The organism is Streptomyces sp. NPDC005574 (genome assembly GCF_040605435.1).
Taxonomy (GTDB): Bacteria; Actinomycetota; Actinomycetes; order Streptomycetales; family Streptomycetaceae; genus Streptomyces.
This window is the reverse complement of the sequence record NZ_JBEXCW010000056.1, coordinates 1-25493: the sequence shown is the minus strand read 5'-3', so window position 1 is coordinate 25493 and position 25493 is coordinate 1. Positions and strand designations below refer to the sequence as shown.

Sequence of the window (25493 nt, the reverse complement as noted above, 5' to 3'; positions counted from 1 at the left end):
CGTGCCGGGCACACCGGCCGGCCCGGACCGGCACGACGACGAGATCCGCCGGGGTCTCCGAGAGCGAACGGCGCTGCTGTCCTCCTTCGCCGCCCAGTGCCTCGCCCCCGTCGAGGACGCCGCCCAGACCCACGGCGACGCCGCTGTCCAGGACTTCCTGCTGGAGGACTGCTCGCGCACCACGACGCCCCGGGGACGGCGCTGGTCCCTGGCACCCGGTCCGCGGGCCCGGACGCTGGACGGTCTCGGGAGCCGCGACCGGCTGCTCGTGGCGGCGGAGTCCGCGCCCGGCGGCCGCGAGGACCCGGCGTGCGCCTGGGCCGTACGACTGCTGCGGGGCACCGCGCCGCCGCTGTCCGGGCAGAGCTTCGACGAGCTGTACACCACCCTGAGCGTCGTCGGCTGGTTCCAGGACGCTCGCCTCGCACGGCAGCGGCTGAGCCTGGACGGCGTCGCCCTGCCGCGCCGCGAGGACATCGAGTACGCCCTGGGACGCGCCCGCCTGCTCCAGCCGCTGCACGCCCTCACCGGCACCCGGTTCGCCGGGCGCGCCCGTGAACTCGCCTGGCTCAGCGACCGCCTCGACGACGCGCCGGACGGTGGCCGGCCCTCGGCAGCGCAACGCACCCCCGCCGTTCGGGTGTTCGTGCACGGGCCCGGCGGCGTCGGGAAGTCCACGCTCCTCGCCCGCTTCGTCCTGGAGCGTACCGGTGACCGGGCCGGCCGCATGGGCGAAGCCGTCGGCGAAGGCGAAGCATCACCGGCCGGTGTCCCCTTCGCCGGGCCCCGTCCCGCGACCGGCCGCCTGCCCGACGGCGCCTTCGGCACGGACGACACCGCAGGCGGGGACGTGCCCCGTGCCGGATCCCCCGCGCCTCCTGGCGAGGCACGGCCACCGACCCCGATGCCCTGCCTGTACCTCACCTTCGACCGGCATGACCTCGTCGCCGAACGGCCGCTGACCCTCGTCGCCGAGGCGGTGCGCCAACTCACGCTGCTCAAGCCGCAGTTCGCCCACCTCGCCCGCGACCTGGTCGGGGAGCTGGCCAACACGCTGACCTCGGACCGCCTCACCCGTTCCGAGGAGGGACACCTCGGCCCGCGGGCCGCCCACCGGCGCGACGAACTGACGCTGATCGACGCGTTCGCGGCGCTCGTCACCTCCGTCACCGGGGGCACCGCCCGGCCTTGGGTGCTCGCCTTGGACGCGTTCGAGCAGGTGCAGCGCAGCGGACCCGTCGCAGTGGAGCGCCTCCTGGACTTCCTCACCCTCATGCACCAGGCGCACCCTGGTCTACGGGTCCTCGCGGCAGGCCGGGCACCGTTCGGATCGGCCACCTTCCGGAGCCTGCGGCTGGACGGATTCGACCCCGACACAGCCCGGTCCTTCCTGTACGGCGAGCTGACGGACGGGGCCCACGGCGCCCTGCCGGCCGCACGCCGCCGGGAGCTGGACGCCATCACCCGCATCGTCGGGACGGGCCCGCTCAACCTGAAGCTCGCCGCCGCCCTCGTACGGCGGGAGGGGACCCGGGTTCTCGACGATCCCCGCCTGCGCAGCGAACTGCTGCTGGAGCTGGGGTCCCAGAACGTGCAGGGGTTCCTCTACCGGCGGATCCTGGACCATCTGGACGACCCGGACCTGCGCAGCCTCGCCAGCCCCGGCCTGGTCGTGCGCACCCTCACCCCCGGCGTCATCCGCGATGTGCTGGCCGAGCCGTGCGAGCTCGGCCTCGTCGACGCGGACCGCGCGCGGCGGCTCTTCGACGGCCTGCGGGCCGAGGTCACGCTGGTGGAGGCCGTACCCGGCCGGGACGCCGTGGTGCACCGGGGCGACGTCCGCCGCGTGATGCTGGCCCTGGTGCGCCGCGACCGCCCGTCCGTCGTGAACCTGATCCACCGCAGCGCGGTGCGGTACTACGCCCGGCTCGACGCGCAGGGCGACGACGCGGTCGAGAACAGGGCGGAGGAGCTCTACCACCGGCTCGCCCTGAACCAGTCGACCCGCACGCTGGACGAGCGGTGGACGGATGCCGCCGGCCCGCGCCTGGAGGGCGCGCTGGACGAACTGCCCGCGCGCGCCCAGGTCTATCTCACCGAGAAGCTCGGCAATTCGGCTACGGCGGGCCTGCGCCGCAAGGCGGACGGCGAGACCTGGGAGCGGCAGGTCCTGCGCCTGGGCCGGGCCCACCTCGCGGCGGATCAGCCTGCCGAGGTGCTGAATCTTCTGTCCGAGCGGAGGCACAGGGTCGAGCGGAACCTCGAACTGACGCTGCTCAGCATGCGGGCGGGACTCGCCCTGCGCCGTCCAGCGGCGGCCTTCGCACACGTCGAGCGCGCCCAGGAGCTGGCCGCGGAGTCCGGTGATCCCACCGCGTTCGTGGAGCTGGCGCTGCTGGGGGCGCGCGCCTGCGAGGACCTCGGCCGTTTCGACGTCGCCATGGACCTGCTGGTGCAGGCGCGGCGGGTGGGCGGCCGGCCCGGCATGGCGGTCCGGCTGCTGTCCGTGAGCGCGGCCCAGCTCAGGATCCACCGGCGGCGTGGCACCTCGGACGGCGTGGAGGCGCGCGCGTTGCGGGCGGACACCGTGCTCCAGGTGCAGGGCCTCCACGAGAGGTCCCTGCGGCGGCACCCCGTCCTGATTCGTGAACTGGCCGCCGAGATCGGGGACGAGCTGCCGGAGCTGGTCTCGTACACCGCAGGGTCGCTCGGTGTCGGCGGCGCCGAGGGCCCTGACGACGCATTGCTCGGCACGTTCACCGGGGAGGTCGTGCACACCCCGCGCCCGGTGCCCGCCGCCGAGCCCCCGGGGCAATCCGGGGCCCGGGTCGCGCCGGTGCGTGACACGGGTCCGTCCGCCCGTCCGGGATCGGTGAGCGTGAGCAGCGTCAGCCGGGGCATGGCGGTCGGGAGCCGGTTGGGCGTGGATGACAAGGCGACCGCTGAGTGGAACAGGGCCCTGGTCCACTCCTACCGCCACGAAGTGGATCGCCCCCACACCGGCGACGCCGTCGTGGTGATCCCCGGGTTCGCCGGGAGCACCCTGGTGGACGGGGAGAGCGGCGCGACCCTCTGGGCCAGAGGCCTCGACCTCTACAGGGCTCGGACGTTTCGTGGGATCGAGCGCGCGATGGGACGGCTGTCCGTGACGGAGGAGGAACGCCTGGGGACACCGCGGCGGTTGCGGCCCGCCGGACTGCTGTCGCTTCCCGTCTGGCTTCCCCTCCTCGGCGGCCTCTCGCCGTACGGCGCACTCGTCAGGGGCGTCGGCTCGGTGGCGCTGCACGACGACGCGGTGCTGCCGTTCCCGTACGACTGGCGTCTGTCGGCGGACAGCAGCGCCCGCCTGCTGGCCCACGCCGCCCTGGACCATCTGAGCAGGTGGAAGCGGCACCCGGCCCGCCATGCCTCCGCCTACCAGGACCCGGCCGAGCCACCGAAACTGGTGCTGATCGCCCACTCGACGGGCGGGTTGGTCGTCCAGAGCGCCCTGGCACAGTTTCCGGAACTGGCCCGCGCGACCCGGGACGTCGTGGCCGTCGGCACACCGTTCCGAGGCGTCCCCGCAGCGGTGACCCTGTTCGGTCCGCCGCGCTCGGAACGGCACACTGCGGTGAACGCCGCCCGCGCCGCGCTGCGGACGATGCCGGGCGTCTATGACCTGCTGCCCGACGCGCCCTGCGTGCTCACCGACGTCGGCGGGCTGCGCCGGCTCACCGCCGACGACGTGGCAGCCCTGGGCGGGGATCGCGCGCTCGCCTCGGCCGCTCTGGACGCCCGCCGCGGCCGTACCGCCGCCGGGCCGCAGCCGCGCCTGCACGCCGTCGTCGGCACGTCTCAGCCCACAGCGCAGAGCCTGTCCGTCGTGGACGGCGTCGCCGAGGTGTTCCGGCACGTTCCGCGGCTGCATCCGGACGGTGCCCCGGTCCGGGAAGGCGACGGACGGACGGGGACGGTGAACGAAGGGGGCGACGGTCTGGTGCCGGTGTGGTCCGCGACGCCGCCCGAGTATGCGACGTGCCTGGACGTCGTGGCCCAGCATGGCTCGCTCCCGTCCAGCGCGACCGTGATCAACCTTGTCCAGCGGATCCTCACCGCCGGATCCGACGGCACCGACCCGCCCCCCGCGGAGGTCGGCGACGATTCTCCCGTCAGGGGCCGCGCGCCCGGACGGGTGCCGCCCGATCCGGACGCCGGCCTGGCGGCGTCCTTCGGCATCAGCTCGCCGTCACAGATCCTGCCCGGAGTGGAGTGGTCGTTGACCATCACCGGCGCCCACCACACCGCTGTCACCTGCCGGGTGCTGCGCGCGGAGACCGGTGAAGTGGCGGCACGGCCGACGCTGCGCCCCGTGCCGGGGACTCCGGGCACGTCCACGGCGGGGGTCGTCGTGGACGGCCCGGGGTTGTACACGATCCTCGCCCAGGCGGGGGGGCTGTCCGCCACCGCGCTCGTGGTCGCCGCCGAGGAGTGGCTCGACACCTGAGACCCCGGGCCGTCGACCGCGCCCGGACCGGCGCGGCACCGGACCTCCTCGCACCGGCGGCGGTGACGCCGTCCCCGCGCCTCCCACGCGGGAGGCGTCACCGCACGAGGACGAACAGGAGGACGGCGACGAGCGCGACGAGCAGAACACCCAACAGCGCCAGCGTGATCCTGGCACCGGTGACGAGCCGGGACGACGGTGCCTGTGGCAGGAGGGGCAAGCAGTCGGCGAACAGGTCGGTGGGGTGGAGGTCAGACCGGTGGGCGGCGGGAGCGAGCCCGGGGGAGCGTCGCTGCTCAGGTGCGGGCACGGACGTGACGGGAGTGGAGAAGGGCGGGGCGAGCCATGCGGGGCGCGGCGGTTGTGGCTGCTCGGGCTTCGCGGGCTCCGGTGCCGGCCGTACGCGGGCTGCCCGGACTTGCGTCGCGTCCGCGGCGGAGCCGACCGGGGCCCCCGGGCCACGGACCGGCCGGGGTTCGGCCTTGGGGCCGACCGGCGCCCCTTGGGCACGGACGGGTCCGGGTTTCGCGGTCGGAACGGGTCCGGGTTTCGCAGCCGGGACAGGCCCGGGTTTCGCAGCCGGGACCGGCCCGGGTTTCGCGGTCGGGGCGACGGTCGGTTTCGCGGCGGGGACGGGCCTCGGGTCCTGTGGCTCGTCGGGGGCCGGGAAGATGCCGAGGTCCAGAAACGGACGCGTGGCGGGCCGTGGGCCCGTCGTGGGCCGGTAGGCCATGGGCCTCAGTACATCCGCCTGCGAGGCGACCTCCGGCTGCGGTTCGAGGTCCGGTTGCAGGTCGACGGGGCATTGGAGCAGCGCGAGCAGTCGCCGCGCCATGCCCCGCACCTCGTCCACGTTGTGGTTCAGCAGGGTCCGCCAGGCGGCGGACTGCGCGGGGTCGCGGAAATCCTTCCGGGAGAGCAGGAGATGGTCGGATCCCGGCTGATGCAGGGTCTTCCACAGCGAGAGATCGTGGCTGAGCATCACCAGCGTGCTGTAAATGACGTGCGAGGGGAATCGGTCGCGGTGCATCGCCACGAGGGCGTCCGGCTCCTGGATCGGGATCCCGTTCGCCGTGCTGGGCGTGAAGACGGTACCGACGGCGACCTCGGTGTGGCGGATCTGGGTCGCGCCGTCCGGGCCGCGTTCTCCCTCGCGCGGCAGACGGAAGTCGGGGTGGCCGTCCTCACGCCGGGGCGGCAGCGACCACGTGGGCACGGTCATGGCGTCGTAGTCGACGAACCGCACCTCCGTCTCGGCGGTCACCAGAATGTTGCCGCTCTGCAGGTCTCCGTGGCTGATGCCGGACCTGTGCATCTGGTAGACGGCGCTGGCGAACCGGTATGCCAGCCGCCGCAGTTCGTCGGCCGTGTCCCGCCGCCGCTGGTCGAGGAGTTGGTCCACCCATTCGGTGAGCCGCTTGCCGGGCGCCCACTCCATCAGGACCACGGGCCACCAACGCGCTTGCACCCACAGCCCGTTGTGCAGATAGTGCACCTCGGTCCGCCACGAACCGCGGGCGCCGCGCAGGCAGTTCGCGATCTCGCGGTAGCGGTCCTTGCGGTGCGGCTCGTCGCGGGTGAAGCACTTCAACGCCCAGAGCCGGCCGTCCTGCGGGTCCTCCAGGCGGTACACCGCCCCGAAACTGCCGCAGTCGGCACCCGGTTGGCCGTCGGCGTCCAGCCGGGGCCGGCACCGCTTCAGGCGTGGCTCCTCGCCGCACTGCTCCAGCCGGGCCACTGCCGACTGGAAATCGACCAGCGTGGGCCATGATCCAGAGGGCGTCCTCACGTCCCGCACTCCGCTCTGAGCAGGGTGATGTCGTCGTCCTTCAGGGCACGCCTCACCCGTTGGTCCCGCACCCAGGTGACGAAGTCGACCTGGGTGGCACACACCGCGTCCAGCACCTCCCAGGGCCGGCCACCGCCGTCGGCATGACGCATCCACCAGACGGCCAGCGCGTCCGTCATCAGGTAGAACACGTCCTCCGAGCACCAATGCCCCTCCACGAAGCGGGGGTTGGTAGAGGACTGGGCACCGCCTGCCCGGATCACCTCCGGCACGCGTGTCATGACGGCCACCGACGCCACCACGCACCCGGCGCGAACCTGGAACATGCATGAGTCGCCGACGCAGACCACCCGCCACCCGCTTCCCCCGAGGCAATCGGGCGGCTCGTGCTCGGCCGGCTCGGGGAGGAGTTGAAGGCCGAGGAGCGTCGCGGCCGGGGAGTTGCTGATCCGGTGCTGGGCCAGCCACGCCATGGGACCGGACGAGGCGGTCATGTCGAGCAGGGTCCTGCGCTGGTCGGGCCAGCGAAGGCCCGCGTCCATGGTGACGTGCATGAATGCCTGGCTGTCGCGGAACGCCCGGCCGGGCGCGGCGCACAGGTCCCGGGCCAGTTGGCTCGCCCACCAGCCGCTTCCGGCCGAGCCGCTGCTGCCGTCGGCCACGATCAGCCGGGCCTCTCCCTTGAAGTTCGCCGCGGGCAGCACGGAGCATGCCGCGTCCTCGATCCGGGTGGCGCTGAGGTCCGACTTCGGCGCCTGCATGAGGATCTGGCCCGCGATCATGCGGGTGTGCCGACGTCCAGGAAGAGCATGACCGACTGCATGCTCGCGTTGAACACGAAGCCGCGCGCTCCCGGCTCCACCGGGATGCCGAGGTCCACGGCCGTGTCCCGCATGTCGGGCGGCAGAACGTCGGAGATGGAGAACAGCTTGGCACCCGCCGGCGGCAGCCCTCCGGCGGTGCTCGGGTAGCGCGTCGGCTTCGCCAGGTCGGACGCGATGTGCAGGTTGAACAGCAGGGCACTGCCGTCCATCGTGCCGATGGAGCGCAACTGCTGGGCGGGTCCGACGGGGTCACCGTCCGTCGACTCCCCGTCGGTGAGGTTGAGGATGATGGGGGGAAAGCTGCCGGGGTGCTCGGTCACCCAGCCGTCCAGGACCCGGTGGGCGTACCGCAGGGCCTCGCACATCGGGGTCCCTCCCGAAGCCGCGGCCTCCAGCCAGATCGGCATCTCCGCCACATGGGTGGTGCTCGTGCCGTCCGGGAGGACATCGGTATGGGTCAGCCGCTCGGTCCGGATCCTGCCCTGGGCGAGGGCGCTGGCGGCCACCAGGTCCTGACCGGCGAGCGGGCCACCGAGCGCGGGCCCGACCGCGGCGCCGTAGCCGATGACGGAGACGTGGAAGAAGTCCCAGATCTCGTCGATGCCCCGGCCGCACCGGATGATCAGCTCGCGGAGCATGCTGTTGATGGCGTCGGCCACGGCCATCTGCTTCGACTGGGTGGTGCTGGGCATGGTCGCGCGCATGGAACTGGACTGGTCGATCAGGAACACGATGCAGGCCGGATTGGCCCGGCTGATCTCTGCCTCGTACACGGCGGGAGTCCCTTCTACTCAGGATGGTTGGCTGCTGCTCGACGGCCGTCTCAACCGGGCCGGCTCCAGGTGTTCAGGCGCCCGTCGAGGAAGCCGACATGGAGCTCGCCGGGAGTGACCGTCACGTTCATGGGCTTCGGGCCCTCCGCCGTCAGCGGCTTCAACTCCTGCCCGGTCCGTGCGTCCAGCCGCCGCACGCTGTCCGCGCCGCAGACGTACACCACGCCGTCGACCACCGTCACCGGGCTGCGCCCGTCCGCCTCGACGGGGGTGCGCCACCGCTGCGTCCAGTGCCGCAGCGACTGGGCGATCACGGTCCCCTTGCGGTCGATGACCACCAGCAGGTCGCCGTGGACGACAGGGGGCGCGGTGATCGGGTGGGGTGAGGCCTCCCACTGTCGGCGGGTGGTGCCCGTGCGGCCGAGGTGGTGGAGGGTGCCCGCCGCGCCGCCGATGTACGCGCCGTCGGCGGCGAGGGTCGCGGCGCAGCCGGCGGCGTCCCACGGCTGGTGCGGGCTGTGGCTCTCCCGGGTGGCGGGCTGCACCGTCACCAGGCCCCTGCGTTCGGTGGGGACCCAGACGCGGACCCCGTCGGACGCAAGGGGGGAGACCACCGGTTCGTCCAGCGGGATGACGCGTTGCCCAGCGGCGTCGTGCGGCGGCAGAGGGCGCTGGAATTCGAAGAGACCATGAGTGGTTCCGATCAGCAGCAGGTCGTCAACCGTGACGGGCGGCCGCAGGCCGGGATCGCCGTCGAGCTGCAGAACGACGTCGCCGTCGTCGGCCGTGTCGCTGAGGTCGTGGCCGTTGAGCAGGCCGTCCCGAAGGGCCCACCACAGTCGCCCGTCCCAGGGGACGGGAGTCGACTCGGCGGTGCCGCGCAGGGTGAGCGTGCGGTGGTGCTCCCCCGTCCTCGCGTCGAACAGGTGCGCGGTGCTCCCGCAGGTCACCACGATGCGGCCGTCTGCGATCAGGGGTGGGCACAGCAGTGGGCCGCCGGTGTCACGGACCCATCGCGGCCGCTCGGCAGGGCCGGTGTTGGTACGCCCACGGTGAGGGGTGGACCGGCCGGCCGGGGAGGGGGACGCCGTGCGGCGGTCGCCGGACAGCAGGGTACGCGGGTCGTCCGGAGCGTCGTCACGGGTGGCACCGCTGTGGGTGTCACCGGACAACGGTGGGCCCGGATCGTCCACGGCGTCGTCACCGGTGGCGTCGCTGTGGATGTCGCCGGGCAACGAGTGACCCGGATCGTCTGCGGCGTCGTCACCCGTGGCGGCGCTGTGGAAGTCACCGGACAGCGGGGCACCCGGATCGTTTGCGGCAATGCCACTGGAGGCGGCGCCAGTTGGCGCCGGGGACACATCTGCTTCCGTGGCGGCGGTCACCTCGGCCGAGGCGGTTGCCGCACCGGGCGCCGGAGCGGGGGTGTCGCCGCTCGGTCCGTACCCGGGCGACGGGGACGACGGGAGCGGCGTGTGCTGGGCGGCGGGCACCGCGCTCGGCACAGGGGTGGACCGGGTGGACGCTGCGGCGAGGCGGGTTGTCGATGTGTCCCGGCCCGTCGAAGGCGACAGAGCCGAGGACAGCGCCGGGCGGTCGACGCCGGAGCGGTCGGCCCCGGAGCGATCGACGCCGGAGCGATCGACGCCGGAGCCCACGGAGAGAAGCTTCCGGGCCCTTTCCTGACGGAGCAGGTCCCCCACGTACTCCGTCCAGGCCGTGCTGTGCTGGGCGATCCGGTGATTGGCCCACAGCGGCGGCACGGTGATCCGCCTGAGCCGTCCGGCTCCGGGCCGCGACCACGGCCGTCGGCGCGTCGAGCGCCCCGCCGCCTTGCGCAGTCTGTCGCCCGTGTTGCCGTGCGCGAACGCCCAGTGGGCGAGGGCCGCCTCAGCGGGTACGCGTACGGCCTTGCGCTGTGTCAGCGCGTCGACCAGGTCGGTCGTGGGCAGCGGAACGACGCCTGTGCAGGCGAACGCGGCGATGGCACCCACCGCGTGGATGCTGCTGGACTCGTGGGCCACGGCGTCGCCGCGGCGGAGCTCCGGGGGCAGCCATCTGGCGTCGGCCCACGCGAACGGGGGCCTGGCCGTGCCCGGCGGGTTGTAGCGAGGCTGGAGGAGGCGGCGCAGCACGTAGGCCAGGTGCACGTCCACGACCACGGCTCCGTCGGGAGTGAGGAACAGGTTGGAGGGAGTGAGGCCGGTCAGCGAGAGCTTCCGCGCGTGCAGGCTCCGGGCCAGCCCGGAGAACTGCCAGACCAGGTGAAGCGCTGCTTCCGCCGGAAGCGGCCGCATGGCCACGGCGGCGGCCAGGGAGATGTGGGACGGGGGTCCCCCTTCGGCCGCCGACACCCCGGCCAGCCAGGGGGTGGCGATCCAGGCCCGGTCGGCGGCGGCGTCGTATCCGCCGTGGGTGGGCATGACGTGGCGGGCCCAGGAACGGTCCCGCCCCGTGCAGACCTGCCGGAAACGGTCCAGGACCTTTTCCACCAGCTGTCCCGTCAGACCGGCCGGCCCCCAGCCTGGGTGCAGTTCCTTCACCGCGTGGTGCTCGCCGTCCGGTCCGACGGCGAGATACGTGTGTCCGAGCACCCCGCTGCCCAGCGGCTGGACAAGGTGGAAACCCCCGAGCACTTCCATGTGTGGCACTCCCGTGCGGCTGTCGTTGTCCTGTCCCGTTCTTCGTCCCCGGGTGTGCTGTGTGAGGTCGGACGTCGCGGCCGCCCCCGCTGCGGCGGGTCATGGTCCGGCCGGCCCGGGGAGGCTGAGGGCCTGCACGGTGCAGTTGATCGTGCCGACGTACGCGGCCCCCCGCGTAATGAGGGGCGGCGCCTGCAGGGCGGCCTCGACGGGGTGGGTCCAGCGCACTTCTCCGTTGTGGGCGGCGACCGCGGTGAGCGCTTCGTCCGAGCCGACGTACACGGTGCCGTTGTCGTACACCGGGACGCAGCGCAGACGGCTGCCCGCGGTGAAGCGCCAGCGGCGGGCTCCGGTGTCCAGGTCGCGTGCCCAGAGGGTGCCGCCCACCGTCCCGGCGAACAGTGTGCCGTGGCCGATGACGGGGCCGGTGACGGCCGTGGCACGGCCTGCCCAGCGCCACCGCTCCTGTCCCGTGCGGGTGTCGTTCGCGCAGAGGGTGCCCGTCCGGCCGGCCAGGTACAGGGTCTGGGCGTGCTCGGCGGGCGCGCCCACGACGTCCTGCACGTACGGCAGTTGCAGCACACCGGACCCGTCGTGCAGCGACAGGGCCTGGACCGTGCCCTGCCAGCCCGAGATGTACACGCGGTCCGCCGTGACGGTCGGGCGGTCGACGATGGGGCCGTTGCCGCGGCTGCTGACCCACTCCGCCTGGCCGGTGCGGGCGCACAGGCAGTGGACCGCTCCGTCACGCGCTCCCACCAGCACCCGGTCGCCCCTGACGGCCGGTGTGAACAGACAGCTGTCGCCGGCCGAGTAGCGCCACCGTGTGGATCCGTCCGCGGTGTCGAGAGCCAGCAGTGTGCGGTCCGAGCAGGTGACGTAAATCGTGCGTCGGTCCGCGGCGGGGGTGTGTTCGATGCGCGCCGGGAGGTCGCGCCTCCACAGGACGCCGCCGCCGACCGCGTCCAGCAGTTCGACGGTGCCGTCCAGTGAGCAGAAGGCGATGCCGACCGTGGCGTCGACGGGGGAGGTGAAGTAGGCGCGCCCGCCGAGCCGGTGGGTCCATCGGACGTGCGGCGCGTCCGTGGAGCCTGGGTCGCGGGGCCGTGTCCGAGCTCGCTTCTCTTGGGCGAGCACGAACGATCTGGTGTGCTCGGCATGCTTCAGCACCTGGGTGCGGGCGGTGTCCGTCAGCCAGGTTTCGCTACGGGTTCTCCTCGCGCGAGGCTGTACGCCGTGCTCGGCGAGTCGGGCGAGGAGTTGCTGTGCGGTGATGCGATCAGCAGGCTCCGGCCGGGTGCATGCCACCACGAGGTCCTGCAGAGAGGCGGGCAGGCGGTCGAAGGCGCCGGCGGGGAACCGGGGTGCACGGCCCGCGATGGCCTCGTTGAGGTCGTGGCGGTCCATCTCGGTGCCGGTGGCGGCGTACGCCAGGGTCAGACCGAGGGCGAAGATGTCGCTGGGGTGATCCGCTCCGCCGTAGATCTGTTCCGGGGCCATGAAGGCGTCTGTGCCGACCTTCATGGTCGGATGGGTGCGCGTCCGGTCCAGTTTGCGGGCGACGCCGAAGTCGATGAGCCGTAAGGAGCCGTCCGCCGCGCTGAGGACCAGGATGTTCGCCGGTTTGAGGTCGCGGTGCACGATCCGGCGCGCCTGAAGGCGGATCAGAATGGGGGCGAGCTCGGCCGCCAGGTGCAGCACGCGCCGGGTGGCGAGGGCACCGTGCTGGGCGACCAGTTCACGCAGGTCCATGCCCTGCACGTATTCAGTGGCGAACCACGGCGGCCTGCCGTCGGGATCGCAGTCGATGAGATGCAGGGTCCCTTCGGCGCCCATCTCGCGTAGTGCTTCGATCTCCCGGCGGAACAGACGGATCACGTATTCGTCCGACCAGAGATCGCGGCGCAGCACTTTCACCACGGCCAACATCGGCTCTTCGGTTCCCGGTTCACCGGTGCTGGCCAGGTAGACGGTGGCCATGCCGCCGGCGCCCAGGACGGCCAGCATGGTGAACGGCCCCAGATGCGGTGGATCGCCGTTGCCCAGGCTCATCATGTCCCCTTCACTCCCCCCTACTGAAAAGGACAAGAATTTCCATGGTGCGCTGCCGCCTCGCACGGTGATGCAAGAGAACTCCTGAGGCGACGAAATCCCTTCAGAAGCAGCGACAATACTTCAATAGGCACCCGCTTTTTACAGCACGGATGATCTACTGCAGAGTATGAAAGAAAGCGATTATCTGATACTTCAAGTTGATCGACATATTTCGCCTGCGACCGTGTGACGAGGCGGTGTTCAGCGAGCGGGGACGGCCATCGTGCGCGGAAGCCGCCGGGTCCGGCACGTGATGTCGAGGCTGCCGACCGTCCGGTGAGTGCCGTCCGGTCCTCACGGGGTTGCGTCCGGGCGCGCGCTACCGCGTGTACGCCGGCACGCCGTCACCGGCGTCGCCGCTCGGTGCGGTCTGCTCGGCCTTGCGGTCCAGGCGCAGGAGTACGGCGGTGTCGGGGCGCGGGAGGTGGACGGTGAGTCGGCCGTCGGCCGGGGACCAGGAGGCGGTGGCGTCCGCGGTGGAGGGATAGAGCACCGCGGGCCGCACCGAACTGCCGTGCAGGTGAGGGACGGTGAGGGTGCGGGTGTCGTCGCCGGCCGGTCCGCGCCGCCACACGGTGAGCAGTGTGGAGGTCCGGCCGCGCAACCCCTGGGCGATCCAGGTGTCGTCCCACGCGGGGAGGCCGAGGGGCCAGAACGGGAGGCCTGCGCCGATCTCGCCCCGGATGCCCTTGTAGACGTCGAGGCCTCGGCGGACGAGCCGGAGCTGGTCCTCGCTCATGCGGTCGAGGAAGCCGGACAGGTGGACGCGGCCCAGCAGGGCGCCGGTGACGGTGAAGGCGATCCGGTCGTCGCTGAAGTGGGGTTGGGGATAGGCCCACACGGCGGACTGCTCGGGGGTGACCGCGGTGGGGGCCGCCGCGGCGATGGGCGGGTAGCGCAGGGGGTCCTGCTGGTCGCTGGTGGACTGGACCTGGGTCACCGCCAGTTGCGCGTAGTCCATGCGCAGCCCTCCCGACCCGCAGTTCTCCAGGACGAGTTCCGGGTGACGGTCGAGCACGGAGCGGAGCCAGCCGAGGTGGGCGCGGTGGTGTCCGAGCAGACCGGCGCCGGCGCTGTGGCCGCCGCTGTCCGTGCCCGGACCGATGTTGACGTTGTAGTCGAGTTTGAGGTAGCCGACGCCCCAGTCGCCCACGAGCCGGTCCACGACCTGGTCGAGGTGGGCACGGGCGGCCGGGTGGCGCAGGTCCAGGTGGTGGCGCCCGTGTTCGGTGACGCGGATCCCGCCGCGCCGGAAGAACGCCTCGGGCGGCAGGGAGTGGGCCAAGGGGCTGCGTACGCCGATGACTTCCGGCTCCAGCCACAGGCCCGGGGTCATGCCGTGCCGTCTGACGGCGTCGAGGACCTGGGTGATGCCGCCGGGGAAGCGGCGGCGGGAGGCTTCCCAGGCGCCGACGGCGTCCCACCAGCCCTGGGCGTCGTCGTCGTACCAGCCGGCGTCGATGACGAAGACCTCGGCACCGGCGGCGCCGGCCGCCTCGACGAGCGGGAGGAGCTTGTCGGTGGTGGGGTCGCCCATCAGGGTGTTCATGTAGTCGTTGTAGATCACCGGGAGGGCGTGCAGGTCGGGGTGGTCGCGGCGGAAGTGACGCCGGTAGGCCGTGAGTTCGCCGAACGCGGTCTCCAGGCCACCGGATTCGGCGTGGACGAGGACGGCCGGTACGGTGGCGAACTCCTCGCCCGGCTTCAGTGTCTGCCGCCATTGGTGGTGGGCGTCGTCCGGGCCGAAGAGGGCGAGGTAGGCGGCGCCCTCCCGTTCGCCCGTCTCGAAGCGCCAGCCGGCGCTGGACTCGATCTGCCAGAGCCAGGCCCGGCCGGCCCGGTCGGTGAGCGCGCCCATCGGCAGATGACGTCCGGTGGACCAACTGCCCTGCGAGTAACGCTCGAAGGTGCCGCGGCCTTCGTGGCCGTGGGCGGACCGGTTCAGCCGGACGCTGCACTCGCGGAACGGTGCCTGCCGCCAGCGGCATTCGGCGAGCCAGTCGTTGTCCGCCCAGTGGAGGGTCAGGCCGTCGAGGGCGTCCGGGCCGCCCACCGCGTCGACGATGCCGCCCAGCGTCAGGGTGGACACGCTCTCCAACTGGAGCGCTTCCGCGCCCTCGTTGACGAGGCGTACCTGCGAGCGGACGTGTGCGGCGCCGGGTCGTGTCCGCAGGCCGACGTGGGCGGTCAGACCCGTGACCGGGTCGGTCAGCCGGATCGTGGTGCACTGGCCGCCGCCGTCCTCCGCGGTCTCGTGACCGCCGTAGGTCATGCGGTCGCCGATGGCGGTGTCGATGAAGCGCTCCCCCGACCAGGTGCGGCCGTGGCCTGTCGCGGTGACCTCGACCAGCGGTACCAGCCGGACCCACTCCTGACCCCGGGCCCCGAGCCTGACCGCCCCGCCGGCGTCCACGAGCACGTGCAGCCCGAGCACCGGGTGGGACCACAGCCGTCGCTCCCCGGCCGATGCGATGTCAGTGCTCAACACACTCCCCCGTCACGACGTCACCAGTGCTCTGCACACCTACCCGTCGGGGCTCGTCGGTGCTCAACACACTCCCCTGTCACAGCGCCGCCTGTGGTCGACGCTCCCCCGTCACGGTGCCGTCAGGGGCAGCGGGGCGAAGGTGTGGTGCTCCCAGAGGCGGCGGGAGGTCTCCTCCGGGTAGGCGGCCACCGTGGGTTCGGCGTCCAGGAGTTGGACGAGGTGCCGTTCGCCGTCGTACGCGGGCCAGCCGGGGTCGCCGGTGGTGGCGAACCCGGTCCACGCGGAGCGGAAGCGGGCGGACAGCGCCTCGGTCCCGGGTGACGGGGTGGCACCGACGAGCAGGGCGCCGAGACCGCCGTAGACGCCGAAGGTCAGGGGTATGTCCAGGCCGTGGCAGGCACCGAGGGCGCCGCCGTCGGCCGGGGCGGGCCAGGTGAGTTCGTACACGTGGGCCCGGCCGCCGCCGGTGACCTGCGCCTGTGCGAGGTGCAGGGAGGGCATGCGGAACAGCCAGTCGGACTGGACGAGTTCGAACAGGTACTCCGCGGAGGCGTCCGGGAATCCGGTGCGGTACGCCTGTTCCGCGTCCGGGCCGGGCCCGAACAGGCCGAGGGCGGTCGAGGCCATGGCCTCGTCCACCGTGCCGAGCAGTCCGCCGAGCAGGAGGAACAGGCGGTACTCGTCGCGGTTGTGGCCGGTGATCAGCTCGACGTCCCGCGCGGAGCCGCCTGCAAGTGCCTCCCACGGCGCGGTGGGCAGGACGTCGCCGTCGACGACGGGCGAGAAGGGGGTCGGGGTGTGGGCCACCGGGCCCCAGCGGTGCGCGAAATCACGCATCCGGGCGGTCAGCGCGGCCCCGGCGCCGGGCAGCTTGCGCGGATCCACCCCGGACAGGTCGGCGGCGGTCGGGCGCAGGCCGAGCCCCTCGCTCATGGCCTGGGCGATGTCCGCGGCCAGCTCTCCGGAGAAGTAGGTGCCCGGCACGCTCTGGGCGATGGCCCGCCGGAACAGTCCGCGGGCCCGTGGCATGGCCAGCAGAGCGGCGATGGACCCGGCGCCGGCCGACTCCCCGAAGACGGTGACCCGGTCGGGGTCGCCGCCGAAGGCCGTGATGTTCTCGCGCACCCATTCCAGGGCCGCGACCTGGTCGAGGAGTCCGCGGTTCGCGGGGGCGCCCTCGATCTGGAGGAACCCCTCGATGCCGACGCGGTAGTTGAGGGTGACGACGACCAGGTCGCCGTCCCGGGAGAGGCGGCTGCCGTCGTAGGCGGGGTCGTCGGTGGAGCCGAACTTGTAGGCGCCGCCGTAGATCCAGACCATGACCGGCCGGCGGGCGGCGGGGTCCGGCTCGGATGTCCAGACGTTGACCGTCAGCCAGTCGTCGTCGTCCGGGACGGGTACGGGCCGGGCGGCCTCGGGTCCGAGCGGCTCCTGCGGAGGCGGCGGGCCGAAGGTGAGGGCGTCGCGCACCCCGTCCCACGCCTCGACCCGACGCGGTGTGGCGAAGCGGGCGTCGCCCACCGGTGGCTGGGCGTAGGGGATGCCGCGGAAGATCGCGAGGCCGTTCTCCCGGTGCCCGCGGACCGTGCCCGTCGTGGTGGTGGCCTGCGGAAACTCAGCACTGCTCATGGTGACTCCTCGGCGAGCGACGGCCTACGTCGGCGCGGCCATCTTGCCCCGAAGTCTTTGAAGTATCAATCAGTCCGGTCTCGTGGTGTGGTGGGGCCGCCCCGGCCCAGGGGTCACGACCGGTCGCTCTCGTGCCCGGAGGCGTCGAACGCGTCGCGCTGACCGGTGGTCTCCTTCTGGTCCAGCTGAAGGATCTCGGGGTGATGGAGTTCGAAGGCGGGGGATTCGGAGCGGATGCGGGGCAGGGCGACGAAGTTGTGGCGGGGCGGCGGGCAGGAGGTGGCCCATTCCAGGCTACGGCCGTAGCCCCAGGGGTCGTCGACCTCGACGCGTTCGCCGTACCTGGCGGTCTTCCACACGTTGTAGAGGAACGGCAGGGTCGACAGGCCCAGCAGGAAGGCACCGATCGAGGAGATCGTGTTGAGCGTGGTGAAGCCGTCGGCGGCCAGGTAGTCGGCGTAGCGGCGGGGCATGCCCTCGGCGCCGAGCCAGTGCTGGACCAGGAAGGTGGTGTGGAAACCGACGAACAGCGTCCAGAAGTGGATCTTCTCCAGACGCATGTCGAGCATCCTGCCGGTCATCTTCGGCCACCAGAAACTGAAACCCCCGAACATCGCGAACACGATGGTGCCGAACAGCACGTAGTGGAAGTGGGCGACCACGAAGTAGGTGTCGGTCACCTGCCAGTCCAGCGGCGGTGAGCCCAGGATCACTCCCGTCAGACCACCGAACAGGAACGTCACCAGGAAGCCGGCCGCCCACAGCATCGGCGGCTCGAACGACAGCGAGCCCCTCCACATGGTGCCGATCCAGTTGAAGAACTTCACCCCGGTGGGCACCGCGATCAGATACGTCATGAAGGAGAAGAACGGCAGCAGCACCGCCCCGGTGGCGAACATGTGGTGCGCCCACACCGTCACCGACAGTCCCGCGATGGAGATCGTCGCCCCCACCAGCCCCATGTAGCCGAAGATCGGCTTGCGGGAGAACACCGGGATGATCTCCGTGATCACCCCGAAGAACGGCAGCGCCAGGATGTAGACCTCCGGATGCCCGAAGAACCAGAACAGGTGCTGCCACAGAATCGCCCCGCCGTACTGCGCGTCGAAGACATGCGCACCGAACTTGCGGTCCGCCTCCAGCGCCAGCAGCGCCGCCGCCAGGACGGGAAACGCCAGGAGCACCAGCACCGAGGTCAACAGCACGTTCCAGGTGAAGATCGGCATCCGGAACATCGTCATCCCCGGAGCCCGCATACAGATGATCGTGGTGACGAAGTTGACCGACCCGAGGATCGTGCCGAACCCGGCCAGCGCCAACCCCATGATCCACAGATCACCGCCGATGTATCCGGACCGGATCGGACCATTCAGCGGGGCGTACGCGGTCCAGCCGAAGTCCGCCGCCCCCTGCGGGGTGAGGAAGCTGCCCAGCACGATCAGGCCGCCGAACAGGAACAGCCAGTACGAGAACATGTTCAGCCGCGGAAACGCCACATCCGGCGAACCGATCTGCAACGGCATGATCGCGTTGGCGAACCCCGCGAACGTCGGCGTCGCGAACAGCAGCAACATGATCGTGCCGTGCATCGTGAACGCCTGGTTGTACTGCTCGCTGGAGAGCAACTGCAGCCCCGGACGCGCCAGTTCCGCCCGGATCGCCATCGCCAGCAGGCCACCCACCAGGAAGAACGCGAACGACGTGATCAGATACAGATGCCCGATCTTCTTGTGATCCGTCGTCGTCGCCCAGGACACGATCACCTGACCCCTGGTCCGCCTCGCCGTCGGGACCGGTGCCACCGGTTCAGTCACTGCCGCCATCGCATGTCCTTACCAGATGAACAAAGGGGACTGTTCGCGCTTTCCTCCCACGATGGCGTATCGGCGGAGTCGAACCCGCTCGCCACGCTGCCGGAGACCCATGGCGCGCTGTGTTCCCCGGCCGTCCCGACGTATTCCCCTTACTTCATCCGATTCCCCCGCGAATTCACCCGACGGTCGGCGCCGCTCCCGGTACGGCTGTGATCCGCGCGTGCTGCCCGTGACGGCACTGGACGAGCCGGTCGCGGAGCCCCATGCGGTCGGCGGCGGGGAAACGGCGGGCGCTCCCTGGTCGCCGGGCCGTTCAGAGGTGGAGGTGTCGTTGCATCCAGTCCGCGGCGGCCCGGCGGAACCGCCGGCGGTTGTCGGCGCGCAGGAAGTCGTGGCCCTCGTCGTGCAGGGTGAGGAGTTCCGCCGGCAGGCCCCGCTCACGGGCGGCCCGCACGAACTGCTCGGACTCCCCCGGCGGCACGTTGGTGTCGTGCTCCCCGTGCACCGCGAGCAACGGGACCCGCAGCGCGTCGACGCGGCTCATCGGCGAGAGGGCGCGCAGGAGTTCGCGGTCCCGCTCGGGATGGCCGTACTTGTGCGCGGCCGACTCCGCGATCCACGGCTCCGTACCCGCGAAGAAGGTCAGGAAGTCCGACATGCCACACACGGCGACGCCGGTACGGAACAGGTCCGGGTGCCGCACGAGGGAGGCGAACACCAGGTAGCCGCCGTAGGAGCGGCCCATGACCGCCAGCCGGGTCGGGTCGGCGGGGCCGGCCGTCACCGCGTGGGCCGCGCAGTCCGCCACGTCGTCGAGCGCGGCGAAGCGGCCGGCGCCCAGGTCGGCGTCCACGAACGACCTGCCGTGGCCGGAGGAGCCGCGGACGTCGGGGGCGAACACGTCCAGTCCGCGTCCGAGCAGCTCGTGGTAGAGCGGGTTGAACACCGGGCGTTCCTGCTCCTCGGGGCCGCCGTGCAGGTGGATCACGCAGGGCGCGGGCTCGTCCGCGGGGCGGCCGGGCGCCCTGTAGTACCAGCCGCTCAGGGGCAGTCCGTCCCGGGCGTCGAGGCGCAGGGGGACGGGCCGTACGGGCGGGCGGCCCGGCGGGACGGCGTCCTCGTCCCGGGAGGACCAGGGGGCGCGGAGCAGGGACACGCCTTCGTACTCCCACCACACACCCGGCCGGCGCTGCGACCCGGACAGCGCGAGCAGCAGGCGCCCCGGGCCGGCCGGCACGACGCGTGTCACGACCTCGTGGGGCAGGGGAACGGGCCTCGCCGGGCCCGTGACCTCGTCCGGGGCGTGAGACGTGTCGGGGAAGGTCTCGACGAGGTCGAGTTCGCTCGCTCCCTGGACGTTCCACGCGAGCGCCGCCGTACTGCCGTCCTGCGCGAAGGTCAGGAGTTCGAGGTCGCTGCCCTCGCGTTCGGTCACGACGGATGTGCCGCGCGGGCCGCCGTCGGTGTCCAGCGAGACGGCGAACAGGGCCGCGTACTCGCGGTCGGCGTTGCTGCGCAGCCACAGCGTCCGCGCGTCGGAGGAGAACCGGCCGATCCACGGGTCGCCGTCGGCGACGGGGAGCGTGCACGTCGTCACCGAGTCGGCGATGCGCCGGACGACCGCCTCGCGCCTGCCGCGCGGCCCCCGGCGCAGCAACGCGAGCGTGCCGTCGCGGCTCAGGTCGCACACGCGCAGGGTGGCGGCGTGCGCCTCCGTGGCGAGCAGCGCGGGGGACGCCAGACCGTCGGGGTCGATCAGATAGGCCGACAGACCACCATCCGGTGCGGCTTGGGGGACGGAGTGCGGTGGGGTCTGCGGAACACCGAGCGGGACGCCCTCGGGAATGCGCTGCGGGACGGCCTGCGGTACGGCTTGGGGGACGGTCCGGGGAACGCCTTGCGGAACGGTCCGCGGATCGGTTCGCGGTACGGCGAAGACCTCGGCGGTGATCTCCGAAGTGACCCCCGGCCAGGGCTGCGGCCGGGCTCCCGCACCGGACGTGCCCGCGTCCGGCGCCCCCGGCCACGGTGGCGCGGCCGTCCCCGGCCCCGCCGTGAGGCCGTACGGCGCGGTTCCTCGCCGTAGCTCGATCCTCGCACCCTCCCCCGGCGGCCACGGCCCCGCACCCGAACCCGGGTCATACGGCGTTCCGCCCAGGAGCGTCGCGTGGCCGTCGCGGTCGGCCCAGTCGGACGGGAGGCGGGTGCCGTAGGGGTGGCCGTCGGCCGGGCCGGGGTCCGGCGGGGTGGGTCCCGCGGCGGCCCGGGAGGTGCGGGCGGCCGGCTGGGCGACGGTGACGGCGACGGCCGAGCCGTCGTGCGCCCAGCAGCCCAGGTAGGCGGTGCTGTCGGGGTCGGCGCCGGCCAGGACGCGGCGTCCGGTGCCGTCGGGCCGTACGCACAGCACGCGGGAGTGCTCGCCGCCGCCCGGCGCGGTGGTGTAGGCGATCCAGCGGCCGTCCGGGGACCAGGACACCTCGGTGACGGGGTCCGGGGAGGAGTCGAGCAGCCGGACCTCGTCGCCGTCCACGGGCCCGGTCCACAGCTGGGGGACGCCGGAGCGGTCGCAGATGAACGCGACCCGGGTGCCGTCAGGATGGGCGGAGGGGTACCAGCAGCCGTGGGCGTGCAGCCGGGTCACGGCGTCGCGCGGGCCGGCCGCCTCGGGCAGGTGCAGCGGGACCGGGGCGGCGGAGCGGGCGGGATCACCGGCGTCCATGGGGCGGGCATCCGGCGGCGGTCCGTACGCCGAGGCGCCCGGGGAAGCGCCGAGCGCCCCCGGGTGCACGACGGCGGACGGCCGGGCGGGCGTCTGCCCGTGCGGGGCGCGCGCGGCCGGCCCGCCGGTCACTTGATCCCGTGCGTCTGCAGCCATATCTCCAGCAGAGCCACCTGCCACAGGGCGTTGGCCCCGCGCCTGGTCCGGTGTTCGTCGGGCGCCGCGAGGAGTTCGGCCACGTAGGACTCCTGGAAGAGGCCGCGCTGCCTGGCCTCGGGGGCCTGGAGTGCCTCGCGCACGCGCTGCAGGACGGGCCCCGCCATGTGCTTGATCGCGGGGACGGGGAAGTAGCCCTTGGGGCGGTCGACGACCTCGCGGGGCAGGATCTTGCGACCTGCCGCCTTCAGTACGCCCTTGCCGCCGTCGGCCAGCTTGAGCTCCGGTGGGCAGGCCGCGGCCAGTTCCACCAGTTCGTGGTCGAGGAACGGCACCCGGGCCTCCAGGCCCCACGCCATGGTCATGTTGTCCACCCGCTTGACCGGGTCGTCGACGAGCATGACGTGGGTGTCCAGCCGCAGGGCCGCGTCGAGCGCGGTCTGCGCGCCGGGTACCGCCATGTGCTCGCGGACGAAGCGGCCCGAGACGTCGTCGGCGGGCAGCATGTGGGGCTGGAGGATGCGGGCGAAGTCGGCGTGCGGCCGGTCGAAGTACGTGTCGGCGTACCGCTCCGGCTCTTCCGCACGGGAGACCTCGGCAAGGCGGGGGTACCAGTGGTAACCGGCGAACACCTCGTCGGCGCCCTGCCCGCTCTGCACGACCTTCACGTCCTTGGAGACCTGCTCGGACAGCAGGTAGAAGGCGACGACGTCGTGGCTGGTCATCGGTTCGCTCATCGCCGCGACGGCGCCGTCCAGGGCGTTGGACACCCGGTCGGAGGGCACCATCAGCCGGCGGTGGTCGGTGTCGAAGCGCCGGGCGACCAGGTCGGAGTAGCGGAACTCGTCGCCCTCCTCGCCGCCCTCCGACTCGAATCCCACACTGAACGTCATCAGGTCCTGCGCGCCCTCCTCCGCGAGCAGGGCGACGATCAGGCTGGAGTCAAGACCGCCCGACAGCAGGACACCGACCTGTACGTCGGAGACCGTGCGGCGGCGGACAGCCGTGCGCAGCGCCTCCAGGACCGCGTCCCGCCAGTCGTCCGCGTCCATGCCGGCGTGCTCGGCCCGGCGGGTGTAGGACGGCTGCCAGTAGCGGTGATCGCGGTGGGTGCCGTCCGGTTCGACGACCCGCACGGTGGCGGGCGGGAGCTTGCGTACGCCGTTCAGGACGGTGCGCGGCGCGGCCACCGTGGCGTGCCAGCTCAAGTACTGGTGGACGGCGACGGGGTCGAGCGAGGTGTCCACGTCCCCGGCGGCGAGCAGGGCCGGCAGCGAGGAGGCGAACCGCAGCCGCTCGGGCGTTCGCGCCAGATAGAGCGGCTTGATGCCGAGGCGGTCGCGCGCCAGCACCACCCGGCCGGTCCGGTGCTCGACGAGGGCGAAGGCGAACATGCCGTGGAAGTGCTCGACGCAGGCGGTTCCCCACTGCTGATAGGCCTTCAGGACGACCTCGGTGTCGGACGTCGAGGTGAAGCGGTGACCGAGAACCGTGAGTTCCTCGCGCAGTTGCCGGTAGTTGTAGACGCAGCCGTTGAAGACGCCGGTGATCTCGCCCGAGGCGTCGGTCATCGGCTGCGCTCCGAGGTCCGACAGGTCGATGATCTTCAGTCGCCGGTGTCCCAGCGCCACGGCGCCGCGCGTCCAGATGCCCCGGCCGTCGGGCCCGCGGTCGGCGAGCCGGTCACCCATGCGCTCGACGGCCCCGACGTCGGGGCGACGGCCGTCGAAACGGATCTCACCGCTCAGACCGCACACGAGGGGCCGCCTCCCTTCCGCACACCGTCGTCGACGCGTCGGCACGGGCGTGCCGTGTCGCGCCTTCCGGCCACGGACTGGATGCTGCTGGACATGACGGGATCTCTCCTGAACTCGTGGGTGGCGAGGGGATGTCGAGGGTGCGGGCCATGGTGGGCCGACGCCGCCGGTGCGCGGCGCGTGCGCGGGATGCTCGTTCCATGAGGTTCACCGGCCGGTCAGTGGCCGATCGCCTCCGGGGAGCCGGAGCCCAGGGAGGGCCCGCGTGCCGTTCGGGCGTGCGCGGACGGCACGGCGTCGCGCGCCGTGGTCGTCCGGCCGGGGCGCCGGCGTTCGCCGCGGGTCTCGGCGATCAGCAGGTCGACGCAGGCCAGCAGGTCCTCGTCGTGTGCGGTACGGAGCATGCGGCGGGCGGCGCTGCCTTCGGCGAGGGCGGCCTCGGTGAGCGCGTGGACGGTCTGCCAGTCGCCGCTGGCCTCCAGTGCGGGGCGCAGCCGGGCCAGCATCCCGGCGACCACCTGTGGTGCTGGTGCCTCCCTGCGGGTCTGGGGATGCACCAGGGTGCCTTCGAGGCCGGAGCGGGCGGCCCGCCAGGAGGCTCCGCGCAGCCACTCGTGGTGTCCGTCGCATCCGGCCGCACCGGGCTTCCGCAGCCGTTCGACGGCGTCGCTGACCAGGGCACGGAAGAGTCCGGCGATCAGGACGACGGTCTCAGCCCGTGGGCAGGCGTCACAGATGCGCAGTTCCAGGGTCCGCAGATGAGCGGAGGGGCGGACGTCGTAGTAGATCATTCCGGCGTCACTGATGATCCCGGCCCGGACGAGGTCCCGTACGGCCTTGTCGTACTCGTCGGCGTCGGCGTAGCAGCCGACCGGGCCCGCGGTGGGCCAGCGCTGCCACAGCAGGGTGCGCCAGCTGGCGTAGCCGGTGTCGGCGCCCTGCCAGAACGGTGAGCTGGCCGACAGCGCCAGCAGCACGGGCAGCCACGGGGAGACGGCGCACATGACGCGTACCGCCGTGTCCCGGTCGGGTATGTCCACGTGGATCTGGGCGCCGCAGATCAGTTGCTCGTCGGCGACCTTGCGGTACTCCTCGACCATGCGGCGGTAGCGGGCGTCGGCGGTGGGGCGCGCGGCGGCCGCGGGTGCCAGCGGTGCGGTGCCCGCGGCCACGACCGCGAGCCCGAGCGAGGAGGCCGCCGTGTCCAGCCGCCGCCGCGTCCTGGCCAGGTCGGTGTACAGGTCGTGGAGGCTGGTGTGGACCGCGCTGTTGGTCTCCACGGTGGACTGGTGCAGTTCTGACGTGAAGGTCTGCGAGGAGAGCCTTCGGAGGATCTGACCTGCACGCGGCACGAGCATTCCGCTCTCCACCTCCAGGACGTGGAACTCTTCCTCCACTCCGATACGCATGCTCACGGTCGCTCCTTGAGGTGTGGCCAGAACGCCTGCCCCCGTCCCAGGATCTCGCACCGGGGCGGACGCGGCAGCTTGTGACGGTTCACGGGTGCCCAGGGCACCGATCTTCACGCCTCTTCCTGCTCTTCTGAATCAAGTACCTCACCGATGAGCACGCGGGGTGCGGCGGCCCGGTCCGCACACGTCGTTTCGGACACGCCCACTACCCCGGATCGGCGGAGCCTCACCGGCCCGGAGGCCGTTCCCGGCCTCCCTTCGCCGGTCACCGGCGACTCATTGGGTTTCGGCCCGCGCAACCCGCTTCGGTGTCCCGACGTCCAACTCCACGACGGACGGTCGTCACTCACCGGGAGAGCACATGGCGAAGAAGGACCAGACGGCGGACGCGGCGGTGGAGAAGGACCGCGAGCGGTGGATGGCGCGTTTTCAGGTGAGGCTGGCCATGCAGCCGGGCGTGGACCGGGCGGTCGTGCTGCAGGCGGTCAAGGAGGTCACCACGCACTGCGCGGACACGCGGGCGCAGCCGCAGACCGCCTTCGGTGACCCGGACGCCTACGCCGTGCAGGCCGCCGCGCGACTGGTGCCGGCGGACCGCGCGGCGCGCGCGAGGCGGCACAACAGCGTGGTGGACGCGCTCGACTCCGTACTGAAGAGGGCCGGGGGCGTCGACGGTCTCTGATCCTCGCGAACCGGGGATGCCGCGTCTGCCGATCAGGTCCCCGAACAGGGCCGCGCGTTCCGCGACGCGGGCGGCGTCGGCCGGCACGGCCTACTGCTCGCCGCCCAGACGCCGGACGGACACCGGGACGTCCTCGCGTCCCCTGCCTGCCGTACGCCGCTCACCCGGCCCCGGTCGTCCAGCTGGACGACACCGGACGGCGGAAAAAAACAAAAAACCCCGGGAAAG

General features: G+C 72.4%; 13 protein-coding genes. 2 read left to right on the top strand and 11 right to left on the bottom strand.

The features are described 5' to 3' along the window. Position 1: 1 nt before the first annotated feature. The gene (locus ABZT03_RS28775; protein ID WP_356044508.1) at positions 2-4486 is read left to right on the top strand and encodes an ATP-binding protein; all 4485 of its coding nucleotides are present in this window, start codon (positions 2-4) and stop codon (positions 4484-4486) included. Between the two features lie 97 nt (positions 4487-4583). Here ABZT03_RS28775 and ABZT03_RS28770 read toward each other — a convergent pair whose 3' ends face one another. The 11 genes from ABZT03_RS28770 to ABZT03_RS28720 all read right to left on the bottom strand — a co-directional run bounded on the left by ABZT03_RS28770 (position 4584) and on the right by ABZT03_RS28720 (position 24580). Continuing rightward, positions 4584-6275, bottom strand: a complete 1692-nt coding sequence (locus ABZT03_RS28770) for a hypothetical protein (protein ID WP_356044506.1) — start codon at positions 6273-6275, stop codon at positions 4584-4586. Next, the gene (locus ABZT03_RS28765; RefSeq protein ID WP_356044504.1) at positions 6272-7057 is read right to left on the bottom strand and encodes a hypothetical protein; all 786 of its coding nucleotides are present in this window, start codon (positions 7055-7057) and stop codon (positions 6272-6274) included. Before ABZT03_RS28765 ends, ABZT03_RS28770 begins: the two co-directional genes overlap by 4 nt. Next, positions 7054-7872: a vWA domain-containing protein gene (locus tag ABZT03_RS28760; protein ID WP_356044502.1), complete on the bottom strand. Its 819-nt coding sequence runs from the start codon at positions 7870-7872 to the stop codon at positions 7054-7056. Before ABZT03_RS28760 ends, ABZT03_RS28765 begins: the two co-directional genes overlap by 4 nt. A gap of 50 nt (positions 7873-7922) precedes the next feature. Next, on the bottom strand, positions 7923-10514 hold the full coding sequence (locus tag ABZT03_RS28755) for a PQQ-binding-like beta-propeller repeat protein (protein ID WP_356044501.1): 2592 nt from the start codon (positions 10512-10514) through the stop codon (positions 7923-7925). 99 nt (positions 10515-10613) lie between these two features. Then, complete coding sequence (locus tag ABZT03_RS28750; protein ID WP_356044499.1) at positions 10614-12569, bottom strand: PQQ-binding-like beta-propeller repeat protein; 1956 nt, start codon at positions 12567-12569, stop codon at positions 10614-10616. A 358-nt stretch (positions 12570-12927) separates the two neighbouring features. Next, entirely contained in the window at positions 12928-15021 is a 2094-nt protein-coding gene (locus ABZT03_RS28745; protein WP_356044562.1) for a glycoside hydrolase family 36 protein, read from the bottom strand. A gap of 183 nt (positions 15022-15204) precedes the next feature. Further along, positions 15205-16725, bottom strand: coding sequence for a carboxylesterase family protein (locus tag ABZT03_RS28740; protein ID WP_356044497.1), 1521 nt, complete (start codon positions 16723-16725; stop codon positions 15205-15207). A 113-nt stretch (positions 16726-16838) separates the two neighbouring features. Next, positions 16839-18548 carry a cytochrome c oxidase subunit I gene (gene ctaD, locus ABZT03_RS28735; RefSeq protein WP_356044495.1) on the bottom strand — a complete coding sequence of 570 codons (1710 nt, stop codon included), beginning with the start codon at positions 18546-18548 and terminating at the stop codon, positions 16839-16841. A gap of 304 nt (positions 18549-18852) precedes the next feature. Continuing rightward, positions 18853-21414, bottom strand: a complete 2562-nt coding sequence (locus tag ABZT03_RS28730; RefSeq protein ID WP_356044493.1) for an alpha/beta fold hydrolase — start codon at positions 21412-21414, stop codon at positions 18853-18855. Continuing rightward, the gene (locus ABZT03_RS28725) at positions 21387-23171 is read right to left on the bottom strand and encodes an N-acetylglutaminylglutamine amidotransferase (RefSeq protein ID WP_356044492.1); all 1785 of its coding nucleotides are present in this window, start codon (positions 23169-23171) and stop codon (positions 21387-21389) included. The genes ABZT03_RS28730 and ABZT03_RS28725 overlap by 28 nt, the downstream gene beginning before the upstream one ends. Before the next feature lie 218 nt (positions 23172-23389). Then, on the bottom strand, positions 23390-24580 hold the full coding sequence (locus ABZT03_RS28720; RefSeq protein ID WP_356044560.1) for a glutamate--cysteine ligase: 1191 nt from the start codon (positions 24578-24580) through the stop codon (positions 23390-23392). A gap of 364 nt (positions 24581-24944) precedes the next feature. On the opposite strand from ABZT03_RS28720, the gene ABZT03_RS28715 reads away from it, so the two are divergent. Continuing rightward, positions 24945-25265, top strand: coding sequence for a hypothetical protein (locus ABZT03_RS28715; RefSeq protein WP_356044490.1), 321 nt, complete (start codon positions 24945-24947; stop codon positions 25263-25265). The last annotated feature ends 228 nt before the right edge of the window (positions 25266-25493 follow it).

What these genes read in the sequence shown, in the direction of transcription:
- ABZT03_RS28765 (WP_356044504.1), bottom strand. Translation starts at nt 7,057, where the DNA reads ATGATCGCGGGCCAGATCCTCATGCAGGCGCCGAAGTCGGACCTCAGC.
- ABZT03_RS28755 (WP_356044501.1), bottom strand. Translation starts at nt 10,514, where the DNA reads ATGGAAGTGCTCGGGGGTTTCCACCTTGTCCAGCCGCTGGGCAGCGGG.
- ABZT03_RS28750 (WP_356044499.1), bottom strand. Translation starts at nt 12,569, where the DNA reads ATGATGAGCCTGGGCAACGGCGATCCACCGCATCTGGGGCCGTTCACC.
- ABZT03_RS28740 (WP_356044497.1), bottom strand. Translation starts at nt 16,725, where the DNA reads ATGAGCAGTGCTGAGTTTCCGCAGGCCACCACCACGACGGGCACGGTC.
- ctaD (WP_356044495.1), bottom strand. Translation starts at nt 18,548, where the DNA reads ATGGCGGCAGTGACTGAACCGGTGGCACCGGTCCCGACGGCGAGGCGG.
- ABZT03_RS28730 (WP_356044493.1), bottom strand. Translation starts at nt 21,414, where the DNA reads ATGGCTGCAGACGCACGGGATCAAGTGACCGGCGGGCCGGCCGCGCGC.
- ABZT03_RS28720 (WP_356044560.1), bottom strand. Translation starts at nt 24,580, where the DNA reads ATGCGTATCGGAGTGGAGGAAGAGTTCCACGTCCTGGAGGTGGAGAGC.
- ABZT03_RS28715 (WP_356044490.1), top strand. Translation starts at nt 24,945, where the DNA reads ATGGCGAAGAAGGACCAGACGGCGGACGCGGCGGTGGAGAAGGACCGC.